Raw genomic sequence first — 16,008 nt, forward strand, 5'->3', positions numbered from 1 at the left:
TGATTCCACCAGCGAGGGGCGAGTGCTGCGGCGACAGCGGCGAGCATGGCGAGGAATGTGCCGAGGAGCAGTGGTCGGCGGCGTCCGAGTGTGTCAGACAGTGGGCCGATGATGAGCTGCCCAACGGCGAGGCCGACGAGGTAGGTGGTCATGGACAGTTGCACCCCACCGCCTACGCCCTCGACCAACACCTCGCCATCGCCGCCGCTTGGTCAGGCGCAATCGACCACGGGATCGACAAACTCACCCCCCACCAACAACAAGCGCTCGCCGATGCCCGCCAAGCGTTCATCGCCCTCGACGCAGCCCTCCGCGACCGGTAAAACACCGCACACAACAATGGCGTGCACCCCACACCACGGGGTACACGCCACACACCAACAACGCGGGTGTTGACGAGGTCAGTTAGAACCGTTCAGAACGCTCCGCAATGATTGCGCTATGCGTGTCCTCATTCCACGTATACACCAGATCGCCGTCAATCACGACGTGTTCAACCCGCTGATGAACATCCAGCGGGTCACCTGACCACACCACAACATCGGCGTCCTTGCCAGGCTCCAACGAACCAATGCGGTCATCCAACCCCAAGAAACGAGCCGGATTAATCGTCATCGCCTCCAACACTGTTTGACGCGGCGCCCCCTCACGCACAGCCATCGACCCCTGAGTAATCAACAAATTAATCGGCACCACCGGGTGATCAGTGGTGATAGCAAGCCGCACACCAGCAGCAGCCATATCCGCAAACTGGCGAACACTACGATCACGCAACTCCACCTTGGACCGTGAGGTAATAATCGGCCCAAAAATCACCGGAATGTCCTTCTCTGCCAAAACATCAGCGATCTTGCCACCCTCAGTACCGTGATTCACCACCAACCGGTACCCAAACTCCTCAGCAAGACGAATCGCGGTAACAATGTCGTCATGACGGTGCGTGTGCTGATCCCACACCAACTCACCCTCCAACACGCGCACCAACACCTCAAGGTCCAGGTCACGGTCAAAAGGTTCGTCCTTCATCGCAGCCGCATCACGCTTCGCCCGGTAATTCTGCGCCTTCACAAACGCCTCACGCAGCACAAACGCAACACCCAACCGGGTCGATGGCATCTTGTCCTTACCGCCATACACCCGCTTCGGGTTCTCCCCCAGAGCAGACTTCACTGACACCTCAGGCGCAATGACCTGCTCATCAATGGTGCGCCCACCCCACGTTTTCAACGCCACCGACAACCCGCCAATGACATTGCCCGATCCCGGCTTAATGACAGCAGCGGTCACACCACCAGCGAGTGCGTCGCGGAAACCCTCATCTTCAATGTTCACCGCATCAATCGCCCGCACACCAGGAGTCGTCGGGCGAGTCATCTCATTAGTGTCATTCCCAGCGGGACCGTTGGCTTCTTCTTGGATCCCGATGTGTCCGTGGGCTTCGACCAGGCCGGGCAGTACCCATTGCCCGCGGGCGTCGATGATGGTGGTGTTGTCGGGGATGGTGATGTCAGTTCCGACGGCAACGATTTTTCCGTCGGAGATGAGAACGGTCCCATTGTCGATGTCGGGACCGGTGATAGGAACAACTTTTCCGTGGATGATGGCGATGTCAGACATGACCTCCAACCTACCTGGGGCGTGTGTCGATCCGGTAACCTGAAACTGACCTGGGGAGGTCGGTGTTCACCACAGAAAGGTGTCACGTTATGGTGCGTGTATTGACTGCTTCCCGGGTATTTACCGGCTCGACCATTCTTGTGGATGGGTGGGTGGCTGTTGAAGGGCCGTCCATCGTTGCGGTTGGTTCGGGTCCTGTTTCTGCTGATTTTTCGGCGGTCCCTGTGCGGGCGTTGGGCGATGTTGTGCTCGCCCCCGGGTTTGTGGATATTCATTGTCATGGTGGCGGTGGTGTCGCTTTTGGTGACGGTGAGGACGTGGTTGGGCAGGCGCGTGTTGCGTTGGCCACGCATCGGCGGCATGGGACAACCACGTTGGTGGGTTCGTTGGTGACGGATTCGTTGGATGGGTTGGCTGGGTCGATTTCTGCGCTGGCCCCGTTGGTGGTGTCTGGCGAGTTGGCCGGGTTGCATTTAGAGGGCCCGTGGTTGTCTCCGGCGCAGCGTGGAGCGCACACTCCGTCGTTGTTGCGGGTTCCGGAGCCGGCAGAGGTCGCTGGGATTCTCGATGCGCATCCTGGTGTGGTGGTCATGGTGACGCTGGCACCGGAGTTGCCGGGTGGGTTGGAGGCAGTGCGGGTGTGTGCGCGCCGGGGGGTTGTGGCTGCGTTTGGGCATAGCGATGCATCGTGTGAGCAGGTGAGTGCCGCTATTGAGGCAGGGGTGTCGAATGTGACGCACTTGTTTAATGCGATGCGCCCGATTCATCACCGTGAGCCTGGACCGATCGTGCCGTTACTGGCTGATGAACGGGTGACGGTGGAGTTGATTTGTGATGGTGTCCATGTGCATCCCAGCGTGGTGGCGCATGCGATGCGTGTGGCTGGTCCTGGCCGGGTGGTGTTTGTGACAGATGCGATGGCTGCCACGGATATGAGTGATGGCCGGTGGGAATTGGGTGGGCTTGCTGTTGATGTGCGCGCGGGCGTGGCTCGTTTGGTTGAGGGCGGCGCGATTGCTGGGTCCACGTTGACGATGGACCGTGCTGTTCAGTTTGCTGTGCATGAGGCGGGGGTTGAGTTGTCTGATGCGCTGGCTGCGGCAACGAGTACCCCAGCTGCTGTGTTGGGGCGTACTGATGTGGGGGTGCTCGCGCCGGGGGCGCGCGCCGACATGGTGGTGTTGGACGCGGATGTGCGTGTTCGGGAGGTGTTGAGCGCACGCGACTCGGTGGGGTGATCTCGGTGTTAATCGGCGATTCGGGAGGGAAACAAAGTCTGTTGAAAGATCACATGATCGCGAGTATTGTCATCTTGGAACCGATCGGTCCTTTTAGCGCGCAGGGGGCGGGCTAAGCCCAAGGCTCTGCTCAACGGAAGGGGCGACATGAGCGTTAAGCAAATAGAACGCATCGACAAAGTTGTCAATCGTCTCAAGTCGAAGAAGGGTGCAACCTTCGCGTCGACTCTATCGGCTTGGGCTCACCAAAGTCCACGTTGATTTAGCATCACCTGAGGGTCGGTACGCGCCAGCGCGTACCGACCCTTCTCATGATCACAACAGCGAAGGGGGCATAGTGTGACAAACTTTATTGATGGTGCAGTACAAATACTCGAAGAGCATAGCCGTGAGAAAGTTGCTCCAGGATTCACTGAATGACTTGAGGTAGCTGCGAGAGAGGGAGACGACGGTCCAGATAATCGGACAATCGCGGCACCTTATTACCTCACGGACCTAGGAGTTAGACGTTTTAATGACCCTGCAATATTTTACGAGGCTCATAACGAACAGTTTCGCTGGTCAGTGGAGATTTCACGTGAAGAAAATCGTCGCTATTTGAGTGAAGTCTCGGTTGCGAATCTTGCAGCCCTACTTGACGCTTGCGTGCTACTTATTGGCGACTACGAGTTAGTTTATCAGGTGGTTCGTTCACGATTCGAAGAAATACTTACCAACGAAGATTATAGAGTGCAACTCTATTCGGGGGTGATACTTGCAGCGCATGGCGACGAAAGTTGTAGACAAGCTTTTAATGTTGCTAGTAACCAAAAGAAAGCTGGAGCTTTACACTGTTTTATGGCGCAGCATCGACTGGCTGCCTCAGAAATTAAGCGGTTTTCCAGACCCAAGCATGGTCTCGACATCCTAGAGCGCCTTGATGAATCCATGGCACGGGCTGCTGTTTGCGGGAAGATAAGTGAAGGGGACTGCTTAGCGATGGAGTCCGTTACCGCAAATCTCCGTGCGCTGGCCTTGATGGGAATGCGTGAATTTGAAGCAGCGAAACGTGAGGTGGTTAGAGGTCGTTCGTTAGTGCCGGGTGAGGACCTGGATAAGGTTAAGCGAGGTGAACTAGCAAGATACACAGCGCAACAGAATATAAATATTACTCAGCTGCTAGTTGCCGCCGATGATGGTAATAAAGCAGTGAAGGTTCTGGAGGAGAATACTGAGTTCTGTGAAACTCACTGTTTAGAGTACTTGAGCGAGGCGAAGTCAGCACTTGCATATGCACAGTTTTTGCAGAGCGACTATGAGAACGCGATTTGTACGGCCGAGGCTGCAATTAATAGAATTGTGCATGAAGCTTCTCCAGAAAGATTGCGTTCAGCTAGGGAAATTATCATAGCGAGCTATGCTGAATTAGGAATGATGGAACAGGCGGAGCATCAACTCGAAGCAGTCGACATAGACCCTCTTGGGCTGACAGTTAGTCGAGAATACTATTAATTAAAAAGAAAGGTATAATTATGAATAAAACTGTTCTTATTGCTAACGATCTTAGACGAGAGTTTCGTTCAAAGGGGGAAAAGAAATCAATCAACGCAGTTGATGGAGTCAACCTGCGTATAGACCCTGGCGAAACGTTGTGCTTACTTGGACCGAATGGGGCGGGAAAGACAACTTCGATAAAAATGATATCAACACTGTTAATGCCTACTGGAGGTGAAATAACAATTGATGGCATTAACGCCGTGAAATCTCCGCAGGAAGCACGCTCGCGGCTCGGGTTGGTTCTAGGAGGAGAACGTGGGTTTTATCTTCGTGCAACAGCTAGGGATAACCTACTCTTTTTCGCAGATATTCTGGATGTTCCTCGTCGTGAGCGTGCGCGTCGAGTCGATTATGCGTTAGATGCTGTCGCGCTAACACATGTCAGTCGAAGTCCTGTAGAAGAGTTCTCAAGAGGAATGCGTCAGCGATTGCATATTGCTCGGGCGTTGCTTAATGAACCTAAACTTCTACTTCTTGATGAACCAACGGTTGGTTTGGACCCGGAGGCGGCCCGCGACGTCAGACAACTGGTGCGTGAATTGACTTCGACAGGAACCGCGGTTCTGTTAACGACACACTATCTTTTTGAAGCTGAACAGTTAGCGGACTCAATTGCACTTATCATGAACGGAAAGATTGAGATCACCGGCGATGTTGCGGCTATAGCAAAGCACTCAGGGATTACAACCATCACCACGTTATCTCTCTCTGAGCTACTAGATCGTGAATTGAAAGTGTTGCAGGCGATTAATGGTCTGGGGCAAATTAGAAGTGAAACTAGAGGAAATAGAACGTATTTATACCTCCCCTGGGAGGGTTTTCCTTATGTTGAAAGAGTTTCTACAGTGCTCGAGGAATTGCGTGGTTCGGTCCCTGAAGATTTCCACACCCGTCCAGCTACCTTGGAGGAAAGCTACCTCACGCTTGTGGACGAGGTGGTGAATATATGATGTCATTCATGCGAATGCTCTGGTTTCATACGCGCTTATTCAGTCGCAATTCATATTTCTCACAACTATTGATCAGTTCAACTCTGTCAATTTTGGTGTTACAAATGCTCGTAGCGAATGAGGTAGTTGGAAGCGATACCTCGACGATATGGATACGCTCTGCAGTTGTCGGGATGTGGACTGTTTGTACAGTCGCTGCTGGGATAGTTGGTTATCAACGCTTCCAAGGTACACTTGTTTATCTCGTTATGACTCCTAGCTCTCCAGCACGAACGTTACTTCCACTTATTGCGTCCGCAGCGACATTTGGTGTTCTCGCCTTCCCCTTGGCCGCCTTGGGGGGCATGCTATTCGGAAATTTTCCAGAGATCAGTTCTTGGCCAACACTGCTTGTTGGCGTCGCGGCACTTTGGTTGTCATGCTTGGCAGTCACAACGTTGGTGGCTTCGGTTTTCGTGCTTACTCCGAACGCGATCACCTACGAGGGTTTGCTCGCTGTGCCGTTCGTGCTCTTAAGTGGTGTCTTCGGAGTTCCCGAGAATTTGTGGATTGGAGCGGACTATTTTCGGTATATTTTGCCGACCACTCCAGCGGTAAGAATTTTGCTAGAGCAGCCGCAGCGTGAGGATCTAGCTCCCCTTTTATTATTGTGCTTAGGTGTCGTAGTAGTGTGGTTTTATCTTTCGCATAATGCGATGAACGCGGCGTTGGATCGAGCACGATTTAAAGGTTCATTGGAGGTGGTCTAGTGAACGGCTTGTATGATCCGATTAAAACGGCGTTGAAGATTTCGAAGGTGTCGAGTCCTGAACTTACTAATAGTTCTACTGCGGTGACATCGTTGATTTTTGTTCCTTTGTTTGAGGTAATTCTCCTCGTTGCTATTACTGCTTCTGTGGGAAGCGTTGATCTCATTTCTGTTGCTTATTCTGCTATAGTCTTGGCATTAGGGCTAACGATTATAACGGGTACCGTCGGACAAGTTACTAGAGATCGTAACTTAGGAGTGCTAAATGAAATGCTCATATATCGCTTCTACTATGCACCATACTGGTTGAGTAAAGTCTGCGTTTCGGCAATCCTGGGTCTTGTCGTTGCAATGCTTTCGTCAGTTGTCGTATTTGCTATGGCCGCTGAGAATAATGCAAGTTCTCTGTTTTCTATCCTCGCTTTTTTGCCCTTTGTTGCGTTTTGCGCAAGCTTGGCAGCGATTGGTGTTTCAACGCTTTCAATTGGTTTGCGTGACCCGTATTTCGTTTCAAATATTGTGCAAGGCTTACTTCCTCTTACGGCTGGTGTAGTTGTTCCCTTGTCCTCTTACCCCACGGTGCTTCAGAGCATTGCGTATGTATTGCCATTCACCGGTGCGATCGAGGCTATGCGCGGGCTCGCCAGTGGCCAACATTTTTCCGCTGTGTCAGTTTTCCTCATGCGCGAACTAGTCGTTTGTGGAGGATGGCTCCTTGTTGGAGTGCTCACTAGCGCAACAGTTGTCCGAGCCATTCGCGAGGGTCGGAGACGAGAGGATATCTGGTGATCACGGAGTTGGGGTGGGATGCACAACGTGAGGCGGAGTGGCAGGGCAATCCGTTGTCAGAGGCCGGGGCTTTCCCTGGTCGTGTTGTTCGGGTAGAGCGCACGGTGGTTCATGTTGCGTTAGAGGATGCTGTGTGCGTGGTTCCTGCTTCAGGTTGTGCGGTAGGGGATTGGGTTGCTACTGACGGTTCGACGTGGGTGAGTGTGTTGCCTCGCCGTACGGAGCTGAGTCGCCATAGTGCGGACCGAACTTCTGAGGAACAGGTGTTGGCGGCAAACGTTGATGCAGTGTTTGTGGTGGAACCGGCATACCCTCAACCTCATCATCGACGGATTGAAAGGATGCTTACGCTCGCCTGGGCGAGTGGGGCGCGTCCTATTGTTCTCCTCACAAAAAGTGATTTGGTTGACCATGATGTGGTGACTGAGGTAGAGAGTGTGACGCGTGGTGTAGAGGTCATCAGTGTCAGTTCTGAGACCGGCCATCATCTTGACGTGCTTGCTGGGCTGATCAGTCCGGGGGACACGTTTATTCTTCTTGGCCCGTCAGGTGCCGGAAAGTCCAGCCTGGTTAATGCACTTGCTGGGGCGCCAGTGCTTGCGACAGGTGAGGTGCGTGGTGACGGGAGGGGGCGTCATACAACGACGCGTCGTGAGTTGATCACTATTGAAGGTCTGGGGAGTCTCATTGACACTCCAGGACTTCGTTCTGTGGGTATGACCGCGCAAGAAGCAGGGTTGGAGGCAACGTTCGATGATATTGCATCCCTTGCTGCACAGTGTCGGTTTTCAGATTGTGCGCACGCCACGGAGCCGGGATGCGCGGTTCAAAGAGCCGTTGATGAGCTAGCCCTTGATCCGCGCAGGCTGGACAACTACCACCGCATTGAACGAGAGATTGCTCATCAGGCTCGACGGAAGAATGCATATTCTCGCGTTGATGAGCGCCGGGATACGAAGAGTCGTCGGGCGGCAAAACGAGTCGTCATGGAGGCGAAGGGGCGAGCTGACGGGAGCTCGTGACCGTGTGGTCTAGTTGGTCATGTGGTGTGTCATTGCTGCCAGGGGACGTCGGGGTCAGGGTAGTGGGTCCAGCCGTTGGGGTGCCACCAGGTGTGGTGGTGGGTGGCGATGGCGTGGACAAATTGGGGGTAGTCCACGGGTGATCCCCATGCGACGCTGGCGACTGCGGGTAGGCGTGGGAGGAGCATCGTCATGATGTCGTGGGGTGTGCGGATTGTTTCTGTCCACAGGCAGGTTTCCACTCCTGTGATCATGCGACTGGGGATAACCGGCATCGCCGCAGCAGGCGTCCACTCGTATGCGGCTCGTAATGGCACCAGCCCCGCCCACGTTAATCCCAACGGAAAGTCAGGGACCGGTTTCAGGTCAAGGTAGGTGTGGTAAGCCGGTGACGCAATCACCTCAACACCGGTGTGTGTGGCCAGTTGTGCCAGGTTGTCTTGGTTGAACTCGTGTGTCCAGTACTGCACTTGGGTGCCCTGCGGTAGTGGTGAGCCTGCCGCCTCTTGCCACACCACAAGTTTTTTGCCGTGCGCCGCGACGAGTTCACCGAGCCTGCCCATGAACTGTTCATACTCGGGGCGGGAAACCTGCTTCACCTCATCCCCGCCCACGTGCAAGTATTCGCCGTGGGTGGTGCGCGCCAGGCTGCCCACAATGTCATCAAGGAGTTCCCAGGTGGCGTCAGCGGTGAGGTGCACCCATGAGAACCCCACATCAATCCCCGCATAAGGTTCACGCGGTTTCCCATTCGGTGACACCTGAGGGTAGGCGACTTGCAGGGCATGCGTGTGGCCCGGCAGGTCAATCTCGGGCACCACAATCATGGCGTGCGCTGCAGCGTACTCTTGGATCGCCTCGTAATCCGCGAGGGTGAGGTACCCGCCCGCCCCGCCGTCCACATCGTTCGCTGATGCCCGTTCCGTGAGCGCCGGGTGCCCGTCAATCTCGATGCGCCACCCCTGGTCGTCGCTGAGGTGGAGGTGGAGGCGGTTCAGCCCGTAAGCGCTGGCCACATCAATAACACTGGTGATGGTGTCCACGCCGAAAAAGTGCCGTGCGAGGTCAAGCATCACCCCACGTGTGGGGTAGGTGGGGGTGCTGTGTGCGGTGAATCCTTCGACTCCTGGGGTGCGTAACGCTTGGATGAGCGCGTTGATTGCGTAGAAGGCTCCTGCTTGGTCGGCGGCGGTCAGGGCAATGTGGTCGCGTGTGGCGGTGAGCTGGAAGCTTTCTGCGGTGAGGTCGGTGTTGAGGGTGGTGTTGATCGTGCGGGGGGTGTGGTCTGTTGACGTGCTGACCAGAGTGTCCGTGTGCGCGGACACCACAGCAGTGAGGTGGGCGGCTGCGTGGGGTGCCCACGATGTCAGATGCGCGGTGAGCCTAGCGTATTCGTCGTGCGTGAGGTGGGGTAATGGCGTACTGGTGGTGGTGAGGTGTTGGGGTGCGGGAATGATGTGGACGGGCATCGTCGAGGCTCCTTCGCGTCGTGATGACATCGTGACCAAGTTGGTGCGGGTGAAGGCTTGACCACAATTAGTAAGTAAGGTGTACTTACATTATGGCATCACCGACACGAAGTACAGCACGCCGAGCACCCCAAGTGCGCTCAGGCGCCGAGAGTGCAAAAGTTCTCCCCGCTGATGTGCGCCACCTCCACCGCACATTGTTGCTCTCTCACCTGTACAAATCAGAACCCAAGAGCCGTGCCGACCTCGCACGCGCCACCGGGCTCACCCGTGTCACCGTCTCTGATGTCGTTGCTGACCTCCTCGACCGCAAACTCGTTGAGGAGGTCGGCACCCGCCCTGGCACCCGGGTGGGGAAACCCGCCACCCTCGTCACCGTGGACTACACCTCACATGCGCTCGTATGCCTCGACCTCTCACGAGAAACAGAGTTTCGCGGCGCCATCACCTCACTGGATGGTGACATCCTCTACCGCGACGCCATTGAACTCGGTGACGACCGCGGCGACACCGCCGTCACCAAAGTCACCCAGCTGGCTCATCGTCTCATTGACAACGCCACCGTGCCAGTGCTCGGGATCGGGGTAGGAACCCCCGGTATCGTCAGCGCAGAAGGCACCGTACGCAACGCCCCCAACCTCGGATGGCGTGACCTTGAACTCGCCCGCCACCTCCACGACGAACTCCACCTTCCCACCTACGTCGCCAACGACGCGGACACCGCAGTCCTCGCTGAATCAACCTTCGGTGCTGGAGACGCCAACGGACTCATGCTCGTCCAAATCGGACTTGGTGTCGGTGCTGGAATCCTGTGCGACTCCCACCTCCTGCGCGGCCCAGAGGGAACCGCCGGAGAAATCGGGCACGTCCGCGTCAGTGACGAACACATCGTCTGTTCCTGCGGCCGAACAGGCTGCCTCGAAACCTACCTTGCAGCCCCACGCCTCCGCGAACGCCTGGCAGGGCTCACCCCCGATCGTGCAACGCACGAACTCGAACGTGCAGGGCAACAACTCGGACAGGTCATCGCACCCGTCGCCCAAACCCTGGGTGTCTTTGATGTTGCCCTGCTAGGCCCTGAGGACCTGCTCACTGAGCCGTTCCTCAGGGCGACACAGGAAGCTGTGAACGCCACGACGAGTCACTTCCTTGACCGGAACGTGACGACACGGCTTTCTGCGCTGGGCAGCGATGGCGTCCTCCACGGCGCTGCTGCCCACGTCCTAGCAGGTGAACTCGGACTGTCCTAAACCATGACTTCAACCATGGGACAGCCCATATGAAAGGATACCAACAATGAAGTTGACCAAGCTCGCGGCCCTCGGGGCTGCAGCGGCACTTGCTCTCACAGCGTGCTCCAACTCAGATGCATCCCCCGACACATCACCAGACAACACCGCCGAGGTAGGCGGTGAAGTCACAGTATGGTTGGCAGGAGAAACCGACACCCCAGAAGACGCCGTCACCTGGCTAAAAGTCGAAGCCAAAGACCAATTTGACATTGATGTCACCGTCGAACGAATCGGCTGGGGCGACTTGCTGTCCAAGGTGACCACCTCCCTCGGTGACGAAAACCAAACCCCCGACATTGTCGAGTTGGGAAACACCCAGGTCCAAGCTTTCACCCACGCCGGTGGCTTCGCTGACATCACCGATGTGTGGGAACGCGTCGGCGGAAACTCACTCATGCTGCAAGGCATGGTCGAAGGTGGCTCCGTTGACGGCGCCCTCTACGCGGCCCCCTACTACGCCGGTTCCCGTGTCGTGTTCTACGACACCGACAAGGTCAAAGAACCCCCAAAAACCCTCGCCGAACTCACCGACCTTGCCACCACACTCAACACAAAAGACAACTCAGGGTTCTACCTGGGTGGACAAGACTGGCGTAACGCAATCTCCTGGGTCTTCGTACACGGCGGAGAAATCGCCACCTACGAAGACGGCCAATGGGTAGGACAACTATCCAGCCCAGCCTCCATTGAAGGACTCACCGCAGTCCAAGAGCTCTACGCTCACGGCACCAACGCACCCAAAGATGCCACAGACGCCGACACCTGGATCCCCTTCAACGAAGGCCGCGCATCGATGTTCATCGCACCCGGGTGGGCTGCCGGACTCATCGACCCCGACCAATCACCCAACTGGTCAGCATTCGCGCTCCCCGGCGTTGACGGCGGCTCAGCCCCCGTCTTCCTCGGTGGTTCCAACATCGGTATCTCCGCTGCCTCACAAAACCAGCCAGCATCCGAAAAAGTTCTCGAACTCATGCTCTCCGAGGAATACCAACTCATCCTCGCTGAAGCCGGTTTGACAACCATCTACCCACAACACGCTGACCTCGCAGTAGGCGACCCAGTCAAAGAAGCCTCCGCCGCATCAGCAGTCAACGGGAAAATCACACCAGCATCACCCAACTGGGCCGCATTCGAAGAAACCAAAACCATGGAAGAACTCTTCTTCGAAATCGCTCAAGGCGGGGACGTCACCGACATCGCAGCGAAGTACGACGCGATCATCACCGACGCCCTGAACTAACCCACACACTCGGTGCGGGGTAGGGGACCGACCTCCCCCTGGATTGCTATCCCTACCCCGCACTGTGGCCTGCCCTTGGAGGAACCATGCCGAAAACGCTGGGCGACGCACTCGCCCACCCGGCTGCCCCACCTCGCTCGCCCCAGCCCGTCCCGCCCGGGCACCGCAACGAGGAACTACCCGTACGACACCGGCGACGCAGCATCGCCCCCTACCTCTTACTCATCCCCGTCCTTGTCGCACTGATCCTGGCGCTCGCCTACCCCCTAGGCCGTCAAGTGATCATGTCATTCCAAGGATTCGGGTTAGCACAACAGCTCGGCACCAAACCACCCGAATGGGTCGGAGTCGACAACTATGTCACCCTCCTGACGGACAAAGCGATCTGGGCAGTCATCGCCCGATCCCTAGCATTCTGCTTCGTCAACGCCTCCCTCACCATGATCATCGGGACAGCCCTGGCCACCCTGATGACCAAAACGTCCACCACGTTCCGGCTCATCCTTTCCACCGCGCTCCTGTTCGCGTGGGCCATGCCCGTCATCGCGGCAATGACCGTGTGGGAATGGTTGTTCAACTCCGACTACGGGGTCATCAACTGGATCCTCACCCGACTCGGCGGTGACTTCACCGGCCACTCCTGGCTGACCAACCCGCTGTCCTTCTTCTTTGTCGCCACCGTCGTGGTGGTGTGGATGTCAGTTCCGTTTGTGGTCTTCTCCGTCTACTCGGCGCTCACCCAAGTCAGTGAAGAAGTCCTCGAAGCAGCAGCCCTCGACGGGGCTGGCGGGTGGCAACGATTCCGCCACATCATCCTGCCCACAATCATGCCCGTGCTCTCCGTGGTCACCATGCTCCAAATCATTTGGGACCTGCGGGTCTTCACCCAAATCTTCTACCTCCAAGGAGCCGGCGGGCTCGCCTCCAAAACTGACCTACTCGGGACGTTCATCTACCGGCTCGGCATTTCCCAATCGGACTACGGTCTCGCCTCCGCAGTCGCACTCTTTGTTCTTATCCTCACCTTGATCGTCACCTCAGGGTACGTTCGCTCCCTCTTTAAGGAGGCCGACGCATGAGCCGCCGTGCTGCCAACCTTGTTGCGGTCATCCTCGCACTGGTGTGGATCTTCCCCGTCTACTGGATGATCAACACCGCGCTACTCCCAGTCTCCCAGTCGCGCAGCTCCACCCCCACATTTTTCCCTGCCGGAGGCGACATCTCCGCGTTCACCCGGGTCCTCACCCCCGACTTTTGGAACTCAATGTTCCTCTCCTTGCGCGTCACCCTCCTCGTAGTCATCGTGGCGCTTCTGTTTGCGTTCCTTGCCGCGCTCGCGGTGTCTCGGTTCCGGTTTGCTGGCCGTAAGGGTTTCATTTTGACGATTTTGATCGTGCAGATGATCCCCGCTGAGGCGTTGTTTATTTCGCAGTACAAGATGCTGCAGGGGTGGGGTTTGCTCAACTCTGTTGCCGGGCTGTCGCTCCTGTATGTGGCTGCCGTGTTGCCGTTTACCGTGTGGATGCTGCGCGGGTTTGTTGACGGAATCCCTGCGGACCTGGAACAAGCAGCCATGATCGATGGGTGTTCACGAACCCGGGCGTTCTTCACGATTACGTTCCCTTTGTTGGCCCCTGGGTTGGTGGCCTCAGGGGTGTACGCGTTCTTGCAAGCGTGGAATGAGTTCACGCTCGCGACCGTCATGATGAGCCCGTCCAATAGGACGCTGCCGTTGTGGTTGCGAGGGCTTGCGATCCAGTCGAATCAGGCCACTGACTGGCCTGCGGTGATGGCTGGGTCTGTGCTCGTGGCTGTTCCCGTCATTGTGTTCTTCATGATTGTCCAGGGCCGCATGACATCTGGTTTGGTGTCAGGCGCGGTCAAGGGCTGAGAAAGGCGAGTGTTGTGGAAGTTGTGATTGGCCAAAGCGCCGAGGAATTGGCGTTGTATGCGGCCTCGATGGTGCGTGACGTGGTGCGCAGCAAAGACCACCCCGTGTTGGGGTTGGCCACCGGGTCGTCCCCGTTGCCGCTCTACACTGAACTGATTCGCGCCCACCGTGACGAAGGTGTGTCGTTTGCGCACGTCAGTGCGGTGACGTTGGATGAGTATGTGGGGTTACCACCCGATCACCCGCAGTCGTACCACGAGGTGATTCGGCAGGAGTTCACTCGTCACGTTGATATCGACGATGCGCGGGTGTTCTCCCCGGATGGGGACCCGGCGCGTGCCATGGACGCGGGGGAACGTTACGAGAAAGTCCTTTCCGAGTTGGGTGGAGTGGATGTGCAGATCCTCGGGATCGGCACCGATGGCCATATTGCGTTTAATGAGCCTGGTTCCTCGTTGCAATCGCGGACCCGCATCAAAACTCTGACCGACCAAACACGTTCGGATAATGCCCGGTTCTTTGGGTCGCTTGATGAGGTCCCCATTCACGCGCTCACGCAAGGGTTGGACACAATCCTTGATGCGCGGCGGGTGGTGTTGATGGCAACAGGGCAAGCCAAAGCGCAAGCTATCGCTGCGATGGTGGAAGGGCCCATGTCAGCGTCGTGTCCGGCTTCTGTGTTGCAGTGGCACCCGCATGTCACGGTCTGCGTTGATGAGGCGGCGGCGAGTTTGCTGGAGCATGCTGGGTACTATCGCACCTCCTTTGAGCGGAAACCGTCATGGCAGAAGTGGTAACGGACATTCTTGTCCTGGCACTCGATATTGGTGGCACCAACAGCCGTGGTGAAGTGCTGCGCTGGGGTTCAGGGACTCTGAGTGAACCACTCGCGCAGGCGTCGTTGCCGACCCCGTCTGGGGACGGCGACGGGGCCGTGAACACCATCATCACGTTGTGTCGCACGTTGCTAGGGGCACTTGACGAACCGACTCGCGCGCTTGTTGCAGGCATCGGGTTGGGTGTTCCTGGCGTGCTGGACACTGACCGTGGTGTGGTGACACTTGCGTCAAACGTGGGGTGGGTGAACCGACCTATTTGCGCTGACATTGAGGCAGCGGTGGGGCTCCCGGTGTATTTAACTCACGATGTGACCGCTGCGGGTGCAGCGGAGCAACGCTTAGGTGCCGGGCGTGGTTGTGATGATGTCATTGCCGTGTTCTTAGGAACAGGTATTGCCGCGTCCATTACCTCTGGTGGTCATCTGGTCACTGGGGGTGTGCTCCCTGGTGGGGGCAGGCAACCAGCAGGGGAGATCGGGCACCTGCCCGTTGATGTGCATGGGCCGTTGTGTTCGTGTGGTCAGCGAGGGTGTTTGGAGTTGATGAGCTCCGCGCGTGCCATTGGACGCCGGTACAGTGTTGCCCGTGGTGTCGACCCGGATGGGCCAGATGCGTTGACGTCACGGGATGTGGTGGCTGCGTTGGGCACCGACCCGGTCGCGAAAGATGTGTGGGACGATGCCACCCGCTACCTTGCGCACGGGTTGTTGGCCGTGACAATTGCTGTGGGGGCCACCCGGATCATCATGGGGGGTGGTTTATCCCAGGCGGGCCGGGTGCTCACAGATTCAGTGCGTGCGCATTTGGTGGAGCAGACACGGGTCGCGTCCGTTCCAGAGATTGTGACTGCTCAACTGGGGCAACGCGCCGGTGTGCTCGGGGTTGCCCTGCACGCCTTGGACCAGATTGTGTGACGCATGATGCGCTGACACGGTGGGGCCAGAACCGGGTGTGGATGATGACGACGAACTTCGACGAGCCACATCCGGGACTGGCCCCTATCGTAGGGGTATGGCTGGGACATACCGACTCAAGCGGGTGTACGAGGCACCAGACCCCAATGACGGGTTCAGGGTGCTCGTGGACCGGTTATGGCCACGCGGACTGTCCAAAAGTGACGCCCACATTGACATGTGGCCCAAAGACATAGCCCCCAGTACCCAGTTACGACAATGGTTCCATGATGAACCCCAAGACTTTGACGAATTTGCGCACCGGTATCGCCGGGAACTCGCCACGAACGCGGCCGTTCATGAGGTCACAGCCGCGCTGCGCGTGTACGACACGGTGACGTTGCTCTATGCGGCCAAAGACACCGAACACAACCACGCAGTGATTGTGCGTGACTATCTCACTAGCGTCGACACGCCGTAG

General features: G+C 57.0%; 16 protein-coding genes and 1 pseudogene. 14 read left to right on the forward strand and 3 right to left on the reverse strand.

Going from position 1 to position 16,008, the window contains the following annotated elements; genetic code table 11:
* Positions 1 to 35 precede the first annotated feature (35 nt).
* A pseudogene (locus JDEN_RS14275) lies at positions 36 to 164 on the reverse strand (MFS transporter); the annotation flags it as partial.
* On the opposite strand from JDEN_RS14275, the gene JDEN_RS14280 reads away from it, so the two are divergent.
* Complete coding sequence (locus tag JDEN_RS14280) at positions 159 to 323, forward strand: hypothetical protein (RefSeq protein WP_169304086.1); 165 nt, start codon at positions 159 to 161, stop codon at positions 321 to 323. The pseudogene JDEN_RS14275 and the gene JDEN_RS14280 overlap by 6 nt on opposite strands.
* Before the next feature lie 82 nt (positions 324 to 405).
* Here the strand turns inward: JDEN_RS14280 and JDEN_RS01125 are convergent, their stop codons facing one another.
* The gene (locus JDEN_RS01125) at positions 406 to 1,617 is read right to left on the reverse strand and encodes an amidohydrolase (protein WP_015770528.1); all 1,212 of its coding nucleotides are present in this window, start codon (positions 1,615 to 1,617) and stop codon (positions 406 to 408) included.
* Between the two features lie 89 nt (positions 1,618 to 1,706).
* Here JDEN_RS01125 and nagA point away from each other — a divergent pair, with 89 nt between their 5' ends.
* The 6 genes from nagA to rsgA all read left to right on the forward strand — a co-directional run bounded on the left by nagA (position 1,707) and on the right by rsgA (position 7,900).
* Positions 1,707 to 2,855 (forward strand): N-acetylglucosamine-6-phosphate deacetylase, encoded by a 1,149-nt coding sequence (gene nagA, locus JDEN_RS01130; protein ID WP_015770529.1) that lies wholly within the window; start codon positions 1,707 to 1,709, stop codon positions 2,853 to 2,855.
* Positions 2,856 to 3,419: 564 nt separating this feature from the next.
* On the forward strand, positions 3,420 to 4,346 hold the full coding sequence (locus JDEN_RS01135) for a hypothetical protein (protein WP_015770530.1): 927 nt from the start codon (positions 3,420 to 3,422) through the stop codon (positions 4,344 to 4,346).
* Positions 4,347 to 4,366: 20 nt separating this feature from the next.
* Positions 4,367 to 5,341 (forward strand): ABC transporter ATP-binding protein, encoded by a 975-nt coding sequence (locus tag JDEN_RS01140; RefSeq protein WP_015770531.1) that lies wholly within the window; start codon positions 4,367 to 4,369, stop codon positions 5,339 to 5,341.
* 8 nt (positions 5,342 to 5,349) lie between these two features.
* Positions 5,350 to 6,090: an ABC transporter permease gene (locus JDEN_RS01145; protein WP_226926617.1), complete on the forward strand. Its 741-nt coding sequence runs from the start codon at positions 5,350 to 5,352 to the stop codon at positions 6,088 to 6,090.
* Positions 6,090 to 6,878 (forward strand): ABC transporter permease, encoded by a 789-nt coding sequence (locus tag JDEN_RS01150; RefSeq protein WP_015770533.1) that lies wholly within the window; start codon positions 6,090 to 6,092, stop codon positions 6,876 to 6,878. Before JDEN_RS01145 ends, JDEN_RS01150 begins: the two co-directional genes overlap by 1 nt.
* Positions 6,875 to 7,900 (forward strand): ribosome small subunit-dependent GTPase A, encoded by a 1,026-nt coding sequence (gene rsgA / locus JDEN_RS01155; protein ID WP_015770534.1) that lies wholly within the window; start codon positions 6,875 to 6,877, stop codon positions 7,898 to 7,900. The genes JDEN_RS01150 and rsgA overlap by 4 nt, the downstream gene beginning before the upstream one ends.
* A 29-nt stretch (positions 7,901 to 7,929) precedes the next feature.
* Here rsgA and JDEN_RS01160 read toward each other — a convergent pair whose 3' ends face one another.
* On the reverse strand, positions 7,930 to 9,369 hold the full coding sequence (locus JDEN_RS01160; protein WP_015770535.1) for a family 20 glycosylhydrolase: 1,440 nt from the start codon (positions 9,367 to 9,369) through the stop codon (positions 7,930 to 7,932).
* 92 nt (positions 9,370 to 9,461) lie between these two features.
* Here JDEN_RS01160 and JDEN_RS01165 point away from each other — a divergent pair, with 92 nt between their 5' ends.
* The 7 genes from JDEN_RS01165 (at position 9,462) to JDEN_RS01195 (ending at position 16,008) form a co-directional block, all read left to right on the forward strand.
* Complete coding sequence (locus JDEN_RS01165) at positions 9,462 to 10,619, forward strand: ROK family transcriptional regulator (RefSeq protein WP_015770536.1); 1,158 nt, start codon at positions 9,462 to 9,464, stop codon at positions 10,617 to 10,619.
* Between the two features lie 46 nt (positions 10,620 to 10,665).
* Entirely contained in the window at positions 10,666 to 11,904 is a 1,239-nt protein-coding gene (locus tag JDEN_RS01170) for an extracellular solute-binding protein (RefSeq protein WP_015770537.1), read from the forward strand.
* A gap of 86 nt (positions 11,905 to 11,990) precedes the next feature.
* On the forward strand, positions 11,991 to 12,983 hold the full coding sequence (locus JDEN_RS01175; RefSeq protein WP_015770538.1) for a carbohydrate ABC transporter permease: 993 nt from the start codon (positions 11,991 to 11,993) through the stop codon (positions 12,981 to 12,983).
* Positions 12,980 to 13,795 carry a carbohydrate ABC transporter permease gene (locus tag JDEN_RS01180; RefSeq protein WP_015770539.1) on the forward strand — a complete coding sequence of 272 codons (816 nt, stop codon included), beginning with the start codon at positions 12,980 to 12,982 and terminating at the stop codon, positions 13,793 to 13,795. Before JDEN_RS01175 ends, JDEN_RS01180 begins: the two co-directional genes overlap by 4 nt.
* 14 nt (positions 13,796 to 13,809) lie before the next feature.
* Entirely contained in the window at positions 13,810 to 14,592 is a 783-nt protein-coding gene (gene nagB, locus JDEN_RS01185) for a glucosamine-6-phosphate deaminase (RefSeq protein WP_015770540.1), read from the forward strand.
* On the forward strand, positions 14,577 to 15,548 hold the full coding sequence (locus JDEN_RS01190) for an ROK family protein (protein ID WP_015770541.1): 972 nt from the start codon (positions 14,577 to 14,579) through the stop codon (positions 15,546 to 15,548). The genes nagB and JDEN_RS01190 overlap by 16 nt, the downstream gene beginning before the upstream one ends.
* A gap of 97 nt (positions 15,549 to 15,645) precedes the next feature.
* On the forward strand, positions 15,646 to 16,008 hold the full coding sequence (locus tag JDEN_RS01195; RefSeq protein ID WP_015770542.1) for a DUF488 domain-containing protein: 363 nt from the start codon (positions 15,646 to 15,648) through the stop codon (positions 16,006 to 16,008).

The organism is Jonesia denitrificans DSM 20603 (assembly GCF_000024065.1).
Classification (GTDB): Bacteria; Actinomycetota; Actinomycetes; order Actinomycetales; family Cellulomonadaceae; genus Jonesia; species Jonesia denitrificans.